The sequence below is a fragment of the Streptomyces apricus genome, from assembly GCF_008369065.1.
GTDB classification, from domain to species: domain Bacteria; phylum Actinomycetota; class Actinomycetes; order Streptomycetales; family Streptomycetaceae; genus Streptomyces; species Streptomyces apricus.
The window spans coordinates 284,177-301,806 of sequence record NZ_VDFC01000046.1 but is presented as its reverse complement, the minus strand read 5'-3'; the positions used below and the strand labels follow the sequence as shown (position 1 = coordinate 301,806).

Annotated in this window: 16 protein-coding genes and 1 pseudogene; 9 read left to right on the top strand and 8 right to left on the bottom strand. The window is 71.5% G+C overall.

The genetic code is table 11. The features are described 5' to 3' along the window. Positions 1-34 precede the first annotated feature (34 nt). On the bottom strand, positions 35-1,909 hold the full coding sequence (locus tag FGF04_RS21405) for a streptophobe family protein (RefSeq protein WP_149512924.1): 1,875 nt from the start codon (positions 1,907-1,909) through the stop codon (positions 35-37). A 242-nt stretch (positions 1,910-2,151) separates the two neighbouring features. Here FGF04_RS21405 and FGF04_RS21400 point away from each other — a divergent pair, with 242 nt between their 5' ends. After that, positions 2,152-4,659, top strand: a complete 2,508-nt coding sequence (locus FGF04_RS21400; RefSeq protein WP_149512923.1) for an ABC transporter ATP-binding protein/permease — start codon at positions 2,152-2,154, stop codon at positions 4,657-4,659. A gap of 85 nt (positions 4,660-4,744) precedes the next feature. Here the strand turns inward: FGF04_RS21400 and FGF04_RS21395 are convergent, their stop codons facing one another. From FGF04_RS21395 to FGF04_RS21385, 3 genes and pseudogenes are all read right to left on the bottom strand, one after another. Beyond that, positions 4,745-5,458 (bottom strand): transglycosylase SLT domain-containing protein, encoded by a 714-nt coding sequence (locus FGF04_RS21395; RefSeq protein ID WP_149512922.1) that lies wholly within the window; start codon positions 5,456-5,458, stop codon positions 4,745-4,747. A 295-nt stretch (positions 5,459-5,753) separates the two neighbouring features. Further along, positions 5,754-6,874: pseudogene (locus FGF04_RS21390) on the bottom strand (S-adenosylmethionine:tRNA ribosyltransferase-isomerase). 67 nt (positions 6,875-6,941) lie between these two features. Further along, positions 6,942-7,640 (bottom strand): SDR family NAD(P)-dependent oxidoreductase, encoded by a 699-nt coding sequence (locus FGF04_RS21385; protein WP_149512921.1) that lies wholly within the window; start codon positions 7,638-7,640, stop codon positions 6,942-6,944. Positions 7,641-7,825: 185 nt separating this feature from the next. Between FGF04_RS21385 and FGF04_RS21380 the strand changes: the two genes are divergently transcribed. From FGF04_RS21380 to FGF04_RS21365, 4 genes are all read left to right on the top strand, one after another. Further along, the gene (locus FGF04_RS21380) at positions 7,826-8,971 is read left to right on the top strand and encodes a GAF domain-containing sensor histidine kinase (protein WP_149512920.1); all 1,146 of its coding nucleotides are present in this window, start codon (positions 7,826-7,828) and stop codon (positions 8,969-8,971) included. Further along, positions 8,964-9,605 carry a response regulator gene (locus FGF04_RS21375; protein WP_149512919.1) on the top strand — a complete coding sequence of 214 codons (642 nt, stop codon included), beginning with the start codon at positions 8,964-8,966 and terminating at the stop codon, positions 9,603-9,605. Before FGF04_RS21380 ends, FGF04_RS21375 begins: the two co-directional genes overlap by 8 nt. A gap of 184 nt (positions 9,606-9,789) precedes the next feature. After that, positions 9,790-10,038 (top strand): chaplin ChpE, encoded by a 249-nt coding sequence (gene chpE / locus FGF04_RS21370; protein ID WP_149512918.1) that lies wholly within the window; start codon positions 9,790-9,792, stop codon positions 10,036-10,038. A gap of 194 nt (positions 10,039-10,232) precedes the next feature. Then, positions 10,233-10,472: a chaplin gene (locus FGF04_RS21365; RefSeq protein WP_149512917.1), complete on the top strand. Its 240-nt coding sequence runs from the start codon at positions 10,233-10,235 to the stop codon at positions 10,470-10,472. Positions 10,473-10,583: 111 nt separating this feature from the next. Here FGF04_RS21365 and FGF04_RS21360 read toward each other — a convergent pair whose 3' ends face one another. Beyond that, on the bottom strand, positions 10,584-11,372 hold the full coding sequence (locus tag FGF04_RS21360) for a hypothetical protein (RefSeq protein ID WP_149512916.1): 789 nt from the start codon (positions 11,370-11,372) through the stop codon (positions 10,584-10,586). A 133-nt stretch (positions 11,373-11,505) separates the two neighbouring features. Here FGF04_RS21360 and FGF04_RS21355 point away from each other — a divergent pair, with 133 nt between their 5' ends. From FGF04_RS21355 to FGF04_RS21345, 3 genes are all read left to right on the top strand, one after another. Then, positions 11,506-12,297: an ABC transporter ATP-binding protein gene (locus tag FGF04_RS21355; RefSeq protein WP_149512915.1), complete on the top strand. Its 792-nt coding sequence runs from the start codon at positions 11,506-11,508 to the stop codon at positions 12,295-12,297. An 84-nt stretch (positions 12,298-12,381) separates the two neighbouring features. Further along, positions 12,382-12,813 (top strand): NfeD family protein, encoded by a 432-nt coding sequence (locus FGF04_RS21350; protein WP_149512914.1) that lies wholly within the window; start codon positions 12,382-12,384, stop codon positions 12,811-12,813. A gap of 131 nt (positions 12,814-12,944) precedes the next feature. Beyond that, positions 12,945-13,877 carry an SPFH domain-containing protein gene (locus tag FGF04_RS21345; RefSeq protein WP_149512913.1) on the top strand — a complete coding sequence of 311 codons (933 nt, stop codon included), beginning with the start codon at positions 12,945-12,947 and terminating at the stop codon, positions 13,875-13,877. Positions 13,878-14,083: 206 nt separating this feature from the next. On the opposite strand, the gene FGF04_RS21340 is transcribed toward FGF04_RS21345, so the two are convergent. The 3 genes from FGF04_RS21340 to FGF04_RS21330 all read right to left on the bottom strand — a co-directional run bounded on the left by FGF04_RS21340 (position 14,084) and on the right by FGF04_RS21330 (position 16,107). Further along, positions 14,084-14,587 (bottom strand): HNH endonuclease, encoded by a 504-nt coding sequence (locus tag FGF04_RS21340; RefSeq protein ID WP_149512912.1) that lies wholly within the window; start codon positions 14,585-14,587, stop codon positions 14,084-14,086. Positions 14,588-14,731: 144 nt separating this feature from the next. Then, a complete protein-coding gene (locus FGF04_RS21335) occupies positions 14,732-15,271 on the bottom strand; it encodes a YbhB/YbcL family Raf kinase inhibitor-like protein (RefSeq protein ID WP_149512911.1) in 540 nt (179 codons plus the stop codon). Between the two features lie 50 nt (positions 15,272-15,321). Then, complete coding sequence (locus FGF04_RS21330) at positions 15,322-16,107, bottom strand: sporulation protein (protein ID WP_149512910.1); 786 nt, start codon at positions 16,105-16,107, stop codon at positions 15,322-15,324. A 168-nt stretch (positions 16,108-16,275) separates the two neighbouring features. On the opposite strand from FGF04_RS21330, the gene FGF04_RS21325 reads away from it, so the two are divergent. Next, entirely contained in the window at positions 16,276-16,917 is a 642-nt protein-coding gene (locus FGF04_RS21325) for a DNA-3-methyladenine glycosylase (protein ID WP_149512909.1), read from the top strand. Positions 16,918-17,630 lie beyond the last annotated feature (713 nt).

Here is a 17,630-nt window from a genome sequence, read left to right as displayed (position 1 = left end):
CAGGGAACGGTACATGTCGTTCCGGTGTCCCCGGTCAGCGCCGTCCGCCCGGCGGACGGGGCGGGGGAGAGGGCGGCAGCTCGTCCGGCGGGAGCGGCGGCCCGTCCTGCGAGGACCGGGACCGGCGCCGTGGGCCCTGACCCGGAGCGCCGGGCCGGGGCGAGGGCGTGACGGGCCCGATGACGGTCTGCGCCCCGTACACGTCGTCGGGCGGCCCGGGCCGCGCGCCCGGTGGCGGCGGCTGGGCGCCCGGACCGTGCGGCTGCCCATCCGGTGCCTGTGACCCGCCCGGGGCCCGTGACCCACCCGGGGTCTGCGACCCGCCCGGGGGCCGGGAGCCGCCGGGGGCCCCAGGAGCGCCGGGTCCCCGGCCGGGTCCGGGGTCCCGCAGCTCGTCCGGTACCCGCAGGTACGGGTTGGTCTCCGGGTTGGCCGGCCGGAACGGCGTACCGGGGCGGTAGGGCCCGGCCTCCCCGGCAGCGCCCCCGGCGGCCTGCGCGTAGGCGGCGACGGCCGCCGGGGCGTCCGCGCCCGCGTCACCCCGTGCCAGGGGCGCGGCCTGCCGTCCGGCGGCGCCCGAGGCGCACGCGAGCAGCGCGCCCGCCGCCCCGGCGCCCGCACCCCACAGCGCGCCGAGCAGCAGGGCCATGCCGAGCTGCCCGCGCAGCTCGATCCCGGAGTCGAACGCGTCGATGCCGAGCACGGACAGCGAGGCGTCCACGGACACCTCGGTCAGCCAGACCAGCAGGGGCAGCACGAGCGCGGTCACGATGCCCAGCCGCAGCGCGCACCGGCCGGCGAAGGCGAGGATGCCCCGCTCCCGCGCGAACGGGGTGCGGGCCGCGGTCAGGACGCCCGCGAACAGCATCATCAGGGCCGCCGCGACCCCCAGCAGCCACACCCGCCCGTCCAGCTCGGCCAGCCTGCCCAGTGTGACGGGCTCGTCGGAGAACTTCAGCAGGTCGTCCATGGGATCGGGCAGGAACTGCAGGAACGGGCCCGTGGCCGTCCCGTCCCACGGCACGAAGAGCCCGACCGGGATGCCCAGCCACACCCCGTTGGGCGCCCCGAGCAGGGCGGCGCCGGCGATCCGTTTCGGGTTGTCGTCGCCGATCGCCGCGTACGCGGCCGCCGCGAGACCCGCGAGGACCGCCACCAGTAACACCGTGACCAGCGCGTTCACCGCGGGCCGCACCACACGGTGCACGGCCGTCCAGCCGCCGGGCAGCGGGGTGCGGCGCGAGGCCAGCAGCGCGACCGCCAGGACGCCCAGCACGAAGCCCAGGCCGCCGAGGAGCGTCGGCACGGTGTCGACGGTGAAGCCCACCTTGGCGTTCGCGTCCGCGAGGTCCCCGAGCCGGTCCGGCAGCAGCCCGCCGATGTTGCCGAGCCCCGGCACCTCCACGTCGTCCGGCACCCCGCCGCCCGGCAGCTCGTCGAGCCCGAGAGAACCGCCGTCGATCGTGACGACGTCGTGTCCCGCCCAGGCCAGGCCGCCCAGCAGCGCCACGAAGAGGGCGGCCACCGTGCCCACCCGGGCAGCCAGTTCGGCGGGCGCGACCACCGCGCCGGCCGCGCGCAGGGAGCGCAGGAAGAACCAGGACAGCAGCAGCGCGCCGGCCAGGCTGACACCGAGTGGCGTGATCTGGAGGGCGGTCTCGGCCTGCGCGCCTTCCAGCCCGAAGGCCGACACGTCGCCGGAGGGGGAGACCGATCCGCCGGCCCCGAGCGCCACGACCGCCGCGGTCATCGGCCCGAGCGAGGCCGTCGAGTCCGCGCCGAGCAGGTGCAGCCCGAGCGCCGCCACGCCCGCCATCCCGATCAACGCCCAGCTCACGGCGGCGATCGAGGACAGCAGTACGTCACCCACCGGTACCCGCCTGCCGCGTCCCACGGACCCGTCGCTCATCGTCAGCCCCCCGACTCCGCACCCGCGACGCCTCCGCCGCGGTGTCCCCCTCGCGTGGGATTACCACTCTCCGGGCCGGTTTCAACCCCGTCAACGGAAACGGACAAGCCGCCCGTACGCCGTCTTCGCGAGGCCCGACTTTCGGTCAGGGGGCTCCTACTGAAATAGTTCCCCACGATGTTCGACATCCCTAGACTCCCTGTGTTGGGGGTAAATCGGGGGACAACACAGTGGGGCATGGAGTGCCGGAACTCGTACTGGAATTGAACGGACGGACCTGGACGCTCGACGCGTCCAGGCCATACACCCTCGGACGCGATCCGCAGGGAGACGTCGTGCTCGACGACGCCAGGGTGTCCTGGCGGCACGCCACGATCAGCTGGAGCGGGCGCGGCTGGGTCATAGAGGACCACGGCAGCACCAACGGCACGTTCGTGCAGGGGCAGCGGATCCACCAGATGGAGATCGGCCCCGGCTCGGCCGTCCACCTGGGCAACGCGACCGACGGGCCCCGTGTGAGCCTGACGGGCGCCGGGGCCGCCGCGCCGCAGCAGGCCCGGTCCCAGCAGCAGCCGTACGCCGCCCAGGGCGCCGCGCCCGCGGCCGGCGGCTGGGCCCAGCAGGCGCCGCAGCAGCAGGCGCCCGAGCAGGGCCGGCCGCCGCAGCAGGGCGGGCACATCCCGCCGCAGCAGGGTCCCGGCGCCGGCGCGGGGGCGCCGCCGGTCTACGGCGACCGCAGCCCGACCACGTTCCACCAGATGTCGCTGGGCCGCGTGATGCGCATCGGCCGTGCGCTGGAGAACGAGCTGGTCGTCTCCGACCTGCAGGTCTCGCGCCACCACGCCGAGTTCCACGCGACGCCCGACGGACGGGCCGAGATCCGCGACCTCGGCTCGCACAACGGCACGTTCGTCAACGGCATGCCGATCGCCAAGGGCGGCTCCGCGCTGCTCGGGCCGAACGACATCGTCGGCGTCGGTCACTCGACGTTCCGCGTGGTGGGCGACCGCCTCGAAGAGTTCGTCGACACCGGTGAGGTCTCCTTCTCGGCCCGCCACCTGACCGTCACGGTCGACGGCGGCAAGCAGATCCTCAAGGACGTCTCCTTCGGCGTACCGGAGAAGTCGCTCATCGCGGTCATCGGTCCGTCGGGCTCCGGCAAGTCGACGCTCCTGAAGGCGCTCACGGGCTACCGCCCCGCCAACGAGGGCGACGTCCTCTACGACAACCGAAACCTGTACAAGCAGTTCGCCGAGCTGCGCCAGCGCATCGGCCTGGTTCCGCAGGACGACATCCTGCACAAGGAACTGAGCGTCAAGAAGGCCCTCAAGTACGCGGCCAAGCTGCGCTTCCCCGCGGACACCACGACGCAGGAGCGCGACGCCCGCATCGACGAGGTGCTGCGCGAGCTCAAGCTGGACATCCACAAGGACAAGAAGGTCACCTCCCTCTCCGGCGGCCAGCGCAAGCGCGTCTCGGTCGCCCTGGAGCTGCTGACCAAGCCGTCGCTGATCTTCCTGGACGAGCCGACCTCCGGCCTCGACCCGGGCATGGACCGCGACGTCATGCAGCTGCTGCGCGGCCTCGCCGACGACGGCCGCACCGTCCTCGTCGTCACGCACTCCGTGGCCGAGCTCGCCATCTGCGACAAACTTCTGGTCATGGCGCCCGGCGGCTCGGTGGCTTATTTCGGCCCGCCCGAGGAGGCGCTGAACTTCTTCGGCTACGACACCTGGGCCGACGTCTTCTCCGCCTTCGAGAACTACCGCGACTACGACTGGGCGGGCCGCTGGAAGGGCTCGCAGCACTACCAGATGTACGCCGCGGACATCGACGCGGTCGCCCCGCAGTCCGTACACATGCCGCCGCCGCAGGCGATGCGCCAGCCCAAGCCGCAGGGCTGGATGTCCCAGCTGGGCACCCTGGTCCGGCGGTACGTGTCGGTCATCGCGTCCGACAAGGGCTTCCTGGCGCTGACGGTGATCCTGCCCGCGGTGCTCGGCGCGGTCAGCCTGCTCATCGAGCCGGACAAGACGCTGCTGGTGAACGAGAAGCTGCAGCCGAACGGCCTGCCCGTCCCGAACAGCACGGCCGCGACGGTCCTGCTGATCCTCGCGGTGGGCGCCTGCTTCGCGGGCGCGGCGAACTCGGTCCGTGAGCTGATCAAGGAACGGGTCATCTACGAACGGGAGCGCGCGACCGGCCTGTCGCGCTCCGCGTACCTGATGTCCAAGGTCATCGTCCTCGGCGCCATCACCATGTTCCAGGGCGCGCTGGTCGGCGCGATCGGCTTCACCAGCCGGACGATCCCCGACGAGGGCCTGATCCTCGGCGGCGCGGTCGCGGTCGAGCTCTCCCTGCCGATCATGGCGCTCGGCTTCACCTCGATGATGTTCGGCCTGGTCATCTCCTCGCTGGTGAAGACCGCCGAGAAGACCATGCCGCTGCTGGTGATGTTCGCGATCATCCAGGTCGTGTTCACCGGGTGCCTGTTCCCGCTGAACGGCGCGCTGGGCGTCAACCAGTTCTCGTACCTGATGCCGTCGCGCTGGGCGGTCGGTGCCTCCGGGGCCACGCTCGACTTCAACAAGATCAACCCGCACAACACGGCCGAGGCGGACCCGCTCTGGGAGCACGAGGCGCTGACCTGGGCCCTGGACATGGCGGCCCTGTTCGCCCTCGCCGCCGTCTGCGCCTTCTTCGTGGCCCGCTTCCTGCGCCGCCACGAGCCGGAGGTCATGCGCAAGTAGGGGCTCGGTCCGAGCACGCGCGAAGGGCGGCATCCCCGGTGGGGTGCCGCCCTTTCGGCGTACGCGTCAGAGGTCCGCGCAGAGCTCAGTACGCGCTGTTGACGTTGTCGATCGAGCCGTACCGGTGCGCCGCGTAGTTGGCGGCGGCGGTGATGTTGGCGACCGGGTTGTACTGGCTGTGGACGGTGCCGGCGACGTGGTAGGCGTCGAAGGTCGGCTTGATGACCTGCAGCAGGCCGATCGAGGGGACGCCGTTGATGGCGTTGATGTCCCAGCCGTTGATCGCGTTCGGGTTGCCCGAGGACTCCCGCATGATGTTGCGGTGCAGCCCGTCGTACGTGCCCGGGATGCCGTGCTTCTTCATGATGTCCAGCGACTGGCGTATCCAGCCGTCGAGGTTGTTCGCGTAGGTCTTCGCGGCCACCGGCTTGACCGCGGCGCGCTGGGTGGAGCGGCTCGCCGCCTCCTTCGCCTTGCGGGCGGCCTCGGCCTTCTTCGCGGCGTCCGCGGCGGCCTTCTTCTTCGCGGCGGCGTCGGCCGCCTTCTTCTTCGCGGCGGCGGCCTGGGCGTCGGCCAGCTGTCCGCTGAGACCGACGGTCTTCACCTTCAGCTGCTCCGAGGAGACGGTGACCGGAGCGGCGGCGACGGGGTCGGCTGCGACCCGGGTGCCCTGCGTGTCGGCGGGCGCGAGGGAGAACGTGAGGGCGGCGGCGCCGAGCGCGGCGACGCCCGCGAAGGAGAGCTTGTGGGCCTTGGTCAGGGCGGGGATGCGACCAGGAATGCTGTACTGCTTGGGCATGGCTGGAGGACCTCTTCGATAGCGCGGAGGCCGCTCTGCGTCCGGTGGGGACAGGATGTTTCCGGATCCAGCGCCGTGGGTAACCGCACCCGGCGCCGAGCGACGAGAGCCATTGTTAGCGGGCGCAATTTTCCGAGGCAAAGATGTGACGTACGATCCCGGGTAGTGGATCAGGCAGGCAAAACGGGACAGAACACTATGTCTGTCCCGCTCACCGCGAGTCCGGTTGTCTCCTATGTCCGTTCGTACGTGATGTGTGCCCTATGCGCGGGCTCACATCGGACGCCCCTGACTCTCACTCAGTGTTGCCCGAGCAATGCTCTGTGTGAAGGCCCTCCTCCCGCAGGAGGAGATGGACGTCGCCGAACTCGTGCCACAGGTAGCGCCCGCGCAGCGCCTCCTCGTACCCGCGGTCGACGGCCCGCCGCCCGGCGACCGCCTCCAGCATCAGCAGGTGCGAGGCCGCCGGCTCGTGCAGCCCGGTGAGCAGCCCGTCGACGACCCGTACCCCGCGCTCCGGCGTCACCACCAGATCGGTCCAGCCCCGCACCGCCCGCACCACCCCGTCGGGACCGGCCGCCGACTCCACGGCCCGCACCGCCGTGGTGCCCACCCCGATCACCCGGCCGCCGCCGGCCCTCGCCGCGCCGATCAGCCGCGCCGACGCCGCGGGCACCGCGAAACGCTCCGGGTACGGCGGCTCGTGCGCCTCCGCCGAGGCGACCCCGGTGTGCAGGGTGACCGGCGCGAACTGCACCCCCGGCTCACCAGCTCCGCCACCAGACGTGCGGTGAAGGGCCGCGCCGCGCTCGGCATCTCGGCACTGCCCGACCCGTCCGCCGACGGCAGTGCGAACACCGTGCGGTACGCCGACAGCGGCTGGTCCCGCTCCGTGTACGAGTAGCGGATGGGCCTGCCGTGCCGCCGCAGCAGCCCCGGGACGTCGGGATCCGAGACCCGCCCCCACCACAGCCGCGCACCCCGGTCGCTCAGCGGCTCCTCCAGTACGAGCCGCACGTCCCCCGGAAGCCGTACCTCCGTCCCCGCGGGCCCGCCCCCACGCGCGCGGGTGGTGCCCCTCCCGTCGGGCTCCCGCAGCTCCACGGCCCAGCGCCCGTCGTCGCCGCGCGTGGAGAAGTGCACCACCACGCGCGCGTGCCCCGTCATCCCGTCCACCGCGGCCGCCAGTGTCGTCGACGTGTTCACGATGAGCAGGTCCCCGGCCCGCAGGAGGCCCGGCYGCTCCCCGAAGGCGTGGTGGGACACCTCGGTCCCGCGCGAGACGAGCAGCCGCACGGCGTCCCGGTCGAGCCCCGGCCCCCGCTGCTCGGCCGGCACCCGGGCCGACAGCTCCGCCGGGACCTCGCACCCCGCCCGGCCGCGGCCGGACGGCGACGCCCCCACGACGGCCGTCATCGCCGCTCCGGCGGCGACCCGGCCCCGCGGCGCCCGCGCGCCGCCCGCCGCACCCCGCCGGCGCGGCTCACGGAGCCACCTCCAGCAGGGCCGCCGCCGTGTACCGGCCGCTCGCGGGCCGTCCGTCGAGCAGCCCCAGGAAGGCCGGCACGACGCTCGCCGGACCGGGCCGCGGACCGTCGTCGTCCGGTACGGCCGCCGCGTACAGGTCCGTGCCCATGTCGCCCGGATCCACCGCCCAGACCCGCAGCCCCGGCTCCTCCCGCGCCAGCACGGCCGAGAGGTGGTCGAGCGCCGCCTTGGAGGCCCCGTAACCGCCCCAGGTCTCGTACGCCTCCACGGCCGCGTCCGAGCTGACACCGATCACCGCGCCCGACGGCGACTGCCGCAGCAGCGGCAGCGCCTCCTGCACCAGCCCCAGCGCCGCGACCGCGTTCACCTCGAACGCCCGCCGCAGCCCGTCCAGGGCCAGCTCCTCCAGCCGTACGAGCGGTTCGGCACCCAGCGCGCTCGCGTTGTTCACCAGGAGGTCGACACCGCCCAGCTCCCGGGCCGCCGCCACCAGGGCCGCCCGGTGCGCGCCGTCCGCGACGTCCCCGGGCAGCGCCCGCKCCCGCACCCCGTGCCCGCCGAGGGCCACCGCCGCCTCCTGGAGGAGCGGTGCCGCCCTGGCGTCGAGCACCAGGTCCCAGCCGCGCTCCGCCAGGGCGCCGGCGAGTGCCCGTCCCAGCCCCTTCGAAGCCCCCGTGATGATCGCCACCGGCATGGTCCGTCCCCTCGTCGTCGGGCCACCGCGACCGGCGGCCGCCCTCAACGTAGGAACCGGGAGCCCCCCGCCGCCTCCGGCGCGGGCCGCAGTGCGATGGGGCCCTTCGGCCTAGGACCACCGGCCCGCACCGGCCCGCCACAGGCCCGATACGCGCTGTCACACCCCGCCGGTACCGTGAGGCCATGAGTCAAGGACCCACGGCGGGCCTGTACGCGGTCAGCACCGCGCTGCTGGCCATGAGCAGGCACCTGGAGGTGCGCGACGTCCTCAAGACGATCGTCGCCTCGGCCCGCGAGCTCCTCGACGCGCAGTACGCGGCCCTGGGGGTCCCCGACGACCACGGGGGCTTCGCCCAGTTCGTCGTCGACGGCGTCAGCGACGCCCAATGGAAGGCCATCGGCCCGCTCCCGCGCCAGCACGGCATCCTCGCCGCGATGCTCCGCGACGCCCACCCGGAGCGCCTCGCCGACGTGCGCAAGGACCCGCGCTTCGAGGGCTGGCCCGCCGCCCACCCGGACATGTCCGACTTCCTGGGCCTGCCCGTCCGCGACGGCGACGAGGTCATCGGCGCCCTGTTCCTGGCCAACAAGAACTGCGCCGGCCCGCGGGACGGCTGCGGCTTCACCGAGGACGACGAGGAACTGCTGCGGATCCTCGCCCAGCACGCCGCGATCGCCCTCACCAACGCCCGCCTGTACGAACGCAGCCGCGAGCTGACCATCGCCGAGGAACGCTCCCGCCTCGCCCACGAACTGCACGACGCCGTCAGCCAGAAGCTGTTCTCCCTGCGCCTCACCGCCCAGGCCGCCACGGCCCTGGTGGACCGCGACCCGGTCCGCGCCAAGGACGAGCTGCAGCAGGTGGCGGCCCTCGCCGCGGAGGCCGCCGAGGAACTGCGCGCCGCCGTCGTCGAGCTGCGCCCCGCCGCCCTGGACGAGGACGGCCTCGTCGCCACGCTGCGCACCCAGGTGCAGGTCCTCGACCGGGCCCACTCCGCGCGCGTCACCTTCGACGGCCGCGGCGTCCGCGCCCTGCCCGCCGCCCAGGAGGAGGCCGTGCTGCGCGTCGCCCAGGAGGCGCTGCACAACGCGCTGCGGCACTCGGGCGCGGCACACGTCGACGTCACCCTGGAGAAGCGCGGCCTCGGCGCCGTCCTGCGCGTCAGCGACGACGGGTGCGGCTTCGAGCCCCGGGAGACCCGCCGCGCGGGCCGGCACCTGGGCCTGGTCTCCATGCGGGACCGGGCGAACGGCGTCGGGGGCGCGCTCACCGTGGAATCGGCGCCCGGCAAGGGCACCACGATCGAGATGGAGGTCCCTGGTGGCTGACGCAATCAAGGTGCTGCTCGTCGACGACCACCAGGTGGTCCGCCGGGGACTGCGCACCTTCCTCGAGGTCCAGGACGACATCGAGGTCGTGGGGGAGGCCGCCGACGGCGCCGAAGGGGTCGCACGGGCCGAGGAGCTGCGGCCCGACGTCATCCTCATGGACGTCAAGATGCCCGGCACGGACGGCGTGGAGGCCCTGCGCACGCTCCGCGGCCTCGACCACCCCGCGCGCGTGCTGATCGTCACCAGCTTCACCGAGCAGCGCACGGTGGTCCCGGCCCTGCGGGCGGGCGCCGCGGGCTACGTCTACAAGGACATCGACCCGGACGCCCTCGCCGGTGCCATCCGCTCGGTCCACGCGGGGCACATCCTGCTCCAGCCCGAGGTGGCGGGCGCGCTGCTGTCCCAGGAGGAGACCGGCCACGGCCAGGGGAGGGGCGGTTCGCTCACCGAGCGCGAGCGGGAGGTGCTGGGGCTGATCGCCGACGGCCGCTCGAACCGCGAGATAGCCCGTGCGCTCGTCCTCTCCGAGAAGACCGTCAAGACGCACGTCTCGAACATCCTGATGAAACTCGACCTCTCCGACCGCACCCAGGCCGCGCTCTGGGCCGTACGCCACGGTGTGACGGGCTGATGACCTGCTGATCCTCACGACGGCCGCTCCCGGGGGCGACGAAACGGAGTATTTTCCTCCGGACTGAGATTCATACCGTCGTGGGAATGTCCCCCGAATGGCGCATCCTTCTCCGGCGCCGGCCGTTCTCCAGTGCGTGCTGCGGCGTTCTTGCCGCAGTGGTTCACAACGAGAGGGCTCAGCAGTGAAGAACCTGAAGAAGGCCGCAGCCGTCACCATGCTGGCCGGTGGCCTCGTCGCCGCCGGTGCCGGTTTCGCCTCCGCCACCGACGGCGGCGCGCACGCCGGCGGCCAGGCCGTGGGCTCGCCGGGTGTCGGCTCGGGCAACCTCGTCCAGGTCCCGGTCGACATCCCGGTGAACGCGGTCGGCAACACCGTGAACGTCATCGGCGTCCTGAACCCGGCGTTCGGCAACTTCGGTCTGAACCACTGACGTACGGCCCCGGGTCGGCGGCGACCACCGGCTCCCGGGCACGCCCGGGAGCCGGTGCGTTTTTCGGCAAGTCGGACCACTGACCCGAACGGGCAGAACGCGCCTGCCCGCCGTGCCGTCCGGCCCCTCCGGGCGTTGCTCAGGCTACGGCCCGCGGCTGGGCCGTACACGCAATCGCAGGAGGAACGCTTCTCATGAACATCGCCAAGAAGGCGGCCATGGCCGTCACCGTCGCCGGTATCGCAGCGGGTGCCTCGGCCGGTGCGGCCGTCGCCGACTCCGGCGCCGACGCCGCGGCCGTGAAGTCCCCGGGTGTCCTCTCGGGCAACGCGGTCCAGCTCCCGATCCACATCCCCGTCAACGTCGTCGGGGACAGCATCAACGTGATCGGTCTCCTGAACCCGACCTTCGGCAACGCGGGCGTCAACGACTGACATCCCCCCCGGGCGGGGCCCCGCCTGTCGTCCGGCTTGCCCGGCGAGCCAGGCCAGCCGGGCCGGCCGGGTAAGCCACCGCGCACGCGGTCCCGGCCCGCCGGGATCGCGTCAGCGCACCCCCCGCTCCCGTTCCTCCACGAACGCGTTGTACGCGGCCACCTGGGCCCTCCTGCCCGTACGTTCGACCGGTCGCAGGGCCTCGGCCCGCGCGGCGATCTCGGAGGCGCTCACCGCCCCGCCGTGCCCGGCACCGGTCGCCACCGACACGAGCAGCCCGACCCGCCGGGACAGCGCCAGCACCCGTACCGCCCGCGGCGGATACCCCGGAGCCAGCACCTCCCCGTCCCGCTCGGCCCGCGCCCGGTACGCGTCGATCGCCGCCTCGGCCACCGGCCCCGAACCCGCCACGTCGAGCCGCGACAGCACCTCGGTCGCCTCGCGCAACGCCTCCGCGAGCTCCCGCTCGGCCTCACCGAGGGACGGCACGTCGGCGGGCGGCGCCTCGCGCACGGCCAGACAGTGCCAGACCACCTCCACATGCACATCGCCCCGCGGACCCGCCTCGCGCACCTCGGGCACCAGCCCCAGCGCGGCCCCGTGGCAGACCACCGCCTCCCCGGTCTCCAGGGCGCGCGCGTTGAACTCCGGCGGCCCGCTCAGCCCCAGCGGATGACCGGGCGCGGGCAGCGCGACCCGCAGGCCGCTCACCCCCAGCGCGCGCAGCCGCCCCAGGGCGAGCGAGAGCCCGACGGGCCCCGTCTCACCGGGCAGCCCCTCGACCCGGTGCACGGCATCCTCACCGACGACGGCGACGACCGCGTCGTCCGGCGAGACGAGACCGGCCAGCAGGGCGTTCCCCCATGCCGCCAGCCGTCCTGAACGTGGTTCCGAAAGCATGCCCCCACTTTAGGGAACGGCTTAAGGCCCGGCCGATGGACCGGCCGGGTGGACCGGTGGCGTAGGTTTTCCTCGGGGGCTGCGTCCACAGACGTCAGCGACGGTCGAATCTGCAATGGGAGACAGCGCGCTCATGAGCGATGTTCTGGAGCTTGAGGACGTATCCGTGGTCCGAGAGGGCCGGGCTCTGGTGGACCAGGTCTCCTGGTCGGTCAAGGAAGGCGAGCGCTGGGTCATCCTCGGACCCAACGGCGCCGGGAAGACGACCCTCCTCAACCTCGCCTCCAGCTACCTCTTCCCCAGCAAGGGCACCGCCACGATCCTCGGCGAGACCCTCGGCAAGGTCGACGTCTTCGAGCTGCGCCCGCGCATCGGCGTCGCCGGCATCGCCATGGCGGAGAAGCTCCCCAAGCGCCAGACCGTCCTGCAGACGGTGCTGACCGCCGCCTACGGAATGACCGCCGGCTGGCACGAGGACTACGAGGACGTCGACGAGCAGCGCGCCCGCGCCTTCCTCGACCGCCTCGGCATGACCGACTTCGTGGACCGCCGCTTCGGCACCCTCTCCGAGGGCGAGCGCAAGCGCACCCTCATCGCCCGCGCGCTGATGACCGACCCCGAGCTGCTGCTCCTCGACGAGCCGGCCGCCGGCCTCGACCTCGGCGGCCGTGAGGACCTCGTACGCCGCCTCGGCCGCCTCGCCCGCGACCCGATCGCCCCCTCGATGATCATGGTCACGCACCACGTCGAGGAGATCGCCCCGGGCTTCACCCACGTCCTGATGATCCGCCAGGGCAAGGTGCTCGCCGCGGGCCCCCTGGAGCTCGAACTCACCTCGCGCAACCTCTCGCTGTGCTTCGGCCTCCCGCTCGTCGTCACCCAGACCGGCGACCGCTGGACCGCCCAGGGCCTGCCCCTGTCCTGACCCCCGCGCTGACGACGGGAAACACCCGCCCCAACCGGATCGGCGCCCTGTCGGGGACGGGACCCGCGGACCTACCATGACCATGTGGACGACATCGACGCATGGGTGTGGTGGCTGATCGGCGCGGCCGGACTCGGGATCCCGCTGGTCGTGACCGCGATGCCGGAATTCGGAATGCTCGCCGTCGGCGCCGTCGCGGGCGCCGTGACCGCGGGGATCGGAGGCGGTGTCGTCCTGCAGGTCGTGGTCTTCACCGCCGTCTCGGTCGCGCTCATCGCGGTCGTACGCCCCGTCGCGGCCCGGCACCGGGCCCGCGGACCCCAACTGGCCACCGGCATCGACGCCTTGCGCGGCAAGCAGGCCGTCGTCCTGGAACGGGTCGACGGATCCGGCGGCCGGATCAAACTCGCCGGCGAGATCTGGTCCGCCCGCTCCCTCGACACCGGCCGCGCCTACGAGGTGGGGCAGGAGGTGGACGTGGTGGACATCGAGGGCGCCACGGCGATCATTGTGTGACTCCCGAGACGTCCGGTGAACGGAACGTCCCCCGAGGCGAGTTGTGGTCTGACACACTCGTCCAGCAAGATCTTCCACAACTGCAGGACCTTCCGGAAACACCGAGGCGGAGAAGGGTACGGGGAGCCACGATGGAACCGATCATCATCGTCCTGATCATTCTGGTGGTGTTGGTCTTCATCGCGCTGATCAAGACCATCCAAGTCATCCCACAGGCCAGCGCCGCCATCGTCGAGCGCTTCGGCCGCTACACGCGCACCCTCAACGCGGGCCTCAACATCGTCGTCCCGTTCATCGACTCGATCCGCAACCGCATCGACCTCCGCGAGCAGGTCGTGCCGTTCCCGCCCCAGCCGGTGATCACCCAGGACAACCTGGTCGTGAACATCGACACCGTCATCTACTACCAGGTGACCGACGCCCGCGCCGCGACCTACGAGGTCGCCAGCTACATCCAGGCGATCGAGCAGCTCACCGTCACCACGCTGCGCAACATCATCGGCGGCATGGACCTGGAGCGCACGCTGACCTCCCGCGAGGAGATCAACGCGGCGCTGCGCGGCGTCCTCGACGAGGCCACCGGCAAGTGGGGCATCCGCGTCAACCGCGTCGAGCTGAAGGCGATCGAGCCGCCCACCTCCATCCAGGACTCGATGGAGAAGCAGATGCGCGCCGACCGTGACAAGCGCGCCGCGATCCTCACCGCCGAAGGTATCCGCCAGTCCCAGATCCTCACCGCCGAGGGTGAGAAGCAGTCCGCCATCCTCCGCGCCGAGGGTGAGGCCAGGGCCGCCGCGCTGCGCGCCGAGGGCGAGGCGCAGGCGATCCGCACGGTCTTCGAGTCCATCCACGCCGGGGACGCGGACCAGAAGCTGCTCGCCTACCAGTACCTCCAGATGCTCCCGAAGATCGCCGAGGGCGACGCGAACAAGCTCTGGATCGTCCCCAGCGAGATCGGCGACGCCCTCAAGGGCCTGAGCGGCGCGATGGGCAACTTCGGCCCGATGGCCGGCCCCCAGCCCCCCGCCGGCACAGAACGCCGAGAAAAGCCCCCGGTCGACTGACCTCACCCGACCAGAACGCCAGAAGGGGCTCCCCTCACAGGAGGAGAGCCCCTTCAACCGCTCAGGGCCGCGAGGAACGCCGCAGTCTCTTGCCTTCAGGGGCGCGGGGAACGGCGCAATCTTTTAGGGGCGCGGGGAACTGCGCGACCAGCCGCAACGCACCCGCACCCGACAACGCACCCCACCCGCCAAACCCAACAAAACGCCTACGCCGACTGCGCAAGCCACTCCGGCAGCGCCTCGAACTCGTCCCGCCCCAACGCCAGCAACATCGCATCCGCAGGCGTCGGCTCGAACGGCTCCCGCAACAACGGCATCCCCGCCTGCGCAGGCGTCCGCGCAGCCTTGCGGTGGTTGTCCTCCGCACACGAGGCCACCGTGTTCAGCCACGAGTCCTGACCCCCCTGCGCCCGCGGCACCACGTGGTCCACCGTGGTAGCCCGCCGCCCGCAGTACGCGCACCGGTGCCGGTCCCGCACCAGCACGCCCCGCCTCGACCACGGTGCTCGTCTTCGGAACGGCACCCGTACGTATCGGCACAGCCTGATCACCCGGGGCGCGGGTATGTCCAGCGCGGCTCCGCGCATGCGCAGTTCCGGGTGGGCCTGCTCGACGACGGCCTTGTCCTGCAGCACCAGAACGACGGCTCGGTTCAACGTCACCGTAGACAGCGGCTCGAAGCTCGCGTTCAGCACCAGCGTGTCCCGCATCCAGCCCACCTCCCATGCGCACCGGCCCACCACCTGGCGGGCGTGGATCAACTCTGGCCGGGCACGCCGAGATGGACAACGCAATAAAAGTGCCCGCCTCTGATCAATTCCAAGACCAGAGACGGGCAAACACTCGATGAAAGGTCAGCTCTCCGCGGGAGCGGCGTACTCGGCGACGAAGTGCGCCCTCGCGAGCGTGTGGAACCGCAGGTTGAAGCCCACGACGGCCGGTGAGGCGTCCGCGTCAGGACCGAGCTTCTCCTGGTCCACCGCGTACACCGTGAACACGTACCGGTGCGCCGGATCGCCCGGGGGAGGCGCGGCGCCCCCGAAGTCCTTCGACCCGTAGTCGTTGCGCGCGTGGACCGCGCCCTCGGGCAGCCCCTCGAACTTCCCCGTGCCCGCACCCGTCGGCAGTTCCGTCACCGAGACCGGGATGTCGAAGACGACCCAGTGCCAGAACCCGCTGCCCGTGGGGGCGTCCGGGTCGAAGCACGTCACGGCGAAACTGCGGGTCTCCGCCGGGAAACCCTCCCAGCGCAGCTGCGGCGAGGTGTTGCCGGCCGCCTGCACCTGGGCGTCCTGCAGCGTCCCGCCCGCCTCGACGTCCTCACTCGTGACGGTGAAGGACGGCACGGCGGGATGGAAGTCGTGGGGAAGCGGCGGCCTCGTGGACTGCGTCACCTCGGCACCTCCTGATCGGTTCCTGGTTCTGGGTGGCTCTCGCCCCGAGCCTAGAACCAGTTGCGCCGGCTGCCGACCTCGGACAGCCACTGGTTGAGGTAGGCGGCCCAGTCCGTGCCCTGGTAGTCGTGGAGACCGACCTGGAAGGAGCGGAAGGAGTCGCTGCCCTCGCTGAACAGACCGGGCTTCTTGTCCATCTCCAGGATGACGTCCATCTCGCGGTCGTCCGCGACGAAGGTCAGCTCGACCTGGTTGAGCCCGCGGTACTGCTGCGGCGGGAAGAACTCGATCTCCTGGTAGAACGGCAGCTTCTGCCGCGTACCGCGGATGTGCCCCTTCTCCAGGTCCGCGCTCTTGAAGCGGAAGCCCAGCTGGATGAAGGCGTCCAGCAGCGCCTGCTGCGCCGGCAGCGGGTGCACCTGGATCGGGTCGAGGTCACCGGAGTCCACCGCGCGCGCGATCGCCAGCTCCGTGGTGACACCGACGTTCATGCCGCGCAGCGGCTGGCCGCCGATGTTCGTGATCGGCGTCTCCCACGGGATCTCCAGCCCGAACGGCACCGCGTGCACACCGTCGGCCTGCAGCTCGAAGGCCCCGCCGAGCTGGAGCTTCGTGAACTCGATGTTCTGCTTGTACTCCTGGTCGTCGTGGCCCTCGACCTCCACCTTGGCCTGCAGCCCGACGGACAGTCCCTCGATCTGCTGGCTCACGGACCCGCCCTGGATCCGCACCTCACCCTGGACGACACCGCCCGGAACGACGTTGACCTCGGTCAGCTCCGTCTCGACCGAAGCCCCACCGGCCCCCAGGCTCGCAAGCAGCCGCTTGAACCCCATGTCTTCTCCTCTTTCGGGCAACGCCCCGTTGTCGTTCGGTCCGGATCGGATCCTTGATCCATACATACGCGATCCGGCCCGGTCCGGTTCCGCGCCCTCACCCTGGCAAGGCGGGCGCTCCCTGACCACCCCGCACGCAGTCATACGTGTGCACTAAGCTCGGAAGCCATGATCGCGGCCCCTGACCGTACGCCCCTCACCCGGGACTTCTTCGATCGACCCGTCCTCGAAGTGGCCCCCGACCTCCTGGGCCGTGTGCTCGTGCGCACGGACCCGGACGGTCCGATCGAACTGCGCCTCACGGAGGTTGAGGCCTACGACGGTGCGAACGACCCCGGTTCGCACGCCTACCGCGGCCGCACGGCCCGCAACGCGGTGATGTTCGGCCCGCCCGGACACGTGTACGTCTACTTCACCTACGGCATGTGGCACTGCATGAACCTGGTCTGCGGCCCGGAGGGCACGGCGAGCGGGGTCCTGCTGCGCGCGGGCGAGATCACCGCGGGCACGGAAGCCGCCCGCAAACGTCGACTTTCGGCCCGGTACGACAGGGAACTGGCCAAAGGGCCGGCCCGCCTGGCCACCGCTCTGGGAGTGGACCGCTCCCTCGACGGTACGGACGCGTGCGCCGCCGGGGATTCACCGGTCAGCCTGCTGCGGGGCACCCCGGTCACCCCCGACCAGGTACGCAGTGGTCCGCGCACCGGAGTGGCCGGCGACGGGGGCGTCCACCCGTGGCGCTTCTGGATCGGCGACGACCCGACGGTGAGCCCCTACCGCGCCCACGTCCCTCGTAAACGTCGAACTTGACGCGTCCCTGGGCGGACCGTAATGTAGTCCGAGCCGCTTGAACCGGGTACTGCGTTCAGTCAGCAGCCGGGAGCGGCCAACCCACTACCTACGACTTCCTCTCAGCGAGGGTCTATTCAGCGTGTCCGCACGCCTGAATTCGAACTCGCGGAACTCGATTATGAGTTGCCGAGAGGATCGGCTAACGTAGTGAATGTCGAAAGGCCGCGAGGCCGAAAGGCAAATCCCGCCGACTGGGAATCGGAACCGGAAACGGTCTGATAGAGTCGGAGACGCAAGACAGCAAGACCGAAGGGAAAAGCCCGGAGGAAAGCCCGAGAGGGTGAGTACAAAGGAAGCGTCCGTTCCTTGAGAACTCAACAGCGTGCCAAAAATCAACGCCAGATATGTTGATACCCCGTCCATCACCGCATGGTGGTGGGTGGAGGTTCCTTTGAAAAAGTCCTGTCGGCTCACCGGCTGGCAGGCGCATCAGCGAGGACGCTGTGAACGACCGGTCTTATTCCGTCCGGTTGTTCCGCTCTCGTGATGTGACACCCGATTACGGGTAAACATTCACGGAGAGTTTGATCCTGGCTCAGGACGAACGCTGGCGGCGTGCTTAACACATGCAAGTCGAACGATGAACCACTTCGGTGGGGATTAGTGGCGAACGGGTGAGTAACACGTGGGCAATCTGCCCTTCACTCTGGGACAAGCCCTGGAAACGGGGT

Coding starts and splice junctions, on each gene's coding strand:
- FGF04_RS21405 (WP_149512924.1), bottom strand. CDS start 1,909: ATGAGCGACGGGTCCGTGGGACGCGGCAGGCGGGTACCGGTGGGTGAC.
- FGF04_RS21395 (WP_149512922.1), bottom strand. CDS start 5,458: ATGCCCAAGCAGTACAGCATTCCTGGTCGCATCCCCGCCCTGACCAAG.
- FGF04_RS21380 (WP_149512920.1), top strand. CDS start 7,826: ATGAGTCAAGGACCCACGGCGGGCCTGTACGCGGTCAGCACCGCGCTG.
- FGF04_RS21365 (WP_149512917.1), top strand. CDS start 10,233: ATGAACATCGCCAAGAAGGCGGCCATGGCCGTCACCGTCGCCGGTATC.
- FGF04_RS21360 (WP_149512916.1), bottom strand. CDS start 11,372: ATGCTTTCGGAACCACGTTCAGGACGGCTGGCGGCATGGGGGAACGCC.
- FGF04_RS21355 (WP_149512915.1), top strand. CDS start 11,506: ATGAGCGATGTTCTGGAGCTTGAGGACGTATCCGTGGTCCGAGAGGGC.
- FGF04_RS21345 (WP_149512913.1), top strand. CDS start 12,945: ATGGAACCGATCATCATCGTCCTGATCATTCTGGTGGTGTTGGTCTTC.
- FGF04_RS21340 (WP_149512912.1), bottom strand. CDS start 14,587: ATGCGGGACACGCTGGTGCTGAACGCGAGCTTCGAGCCGCTGTCTACG.
- FGF04_RS21330 (WP_149512910.1), bottom strand. CDS start 16,107: ATGGGGTTCAAGCGGCTGCTTGCGAGCCTGGGGGCCGGTGGGGCTTCG.
- FGF04_RS21325 (WP_149512909.1), top strand. CDS start 16,276: ATGATCGCGGCCCCTGACCGTACGCCCCTCACCCGGGACTTCTTCGAT.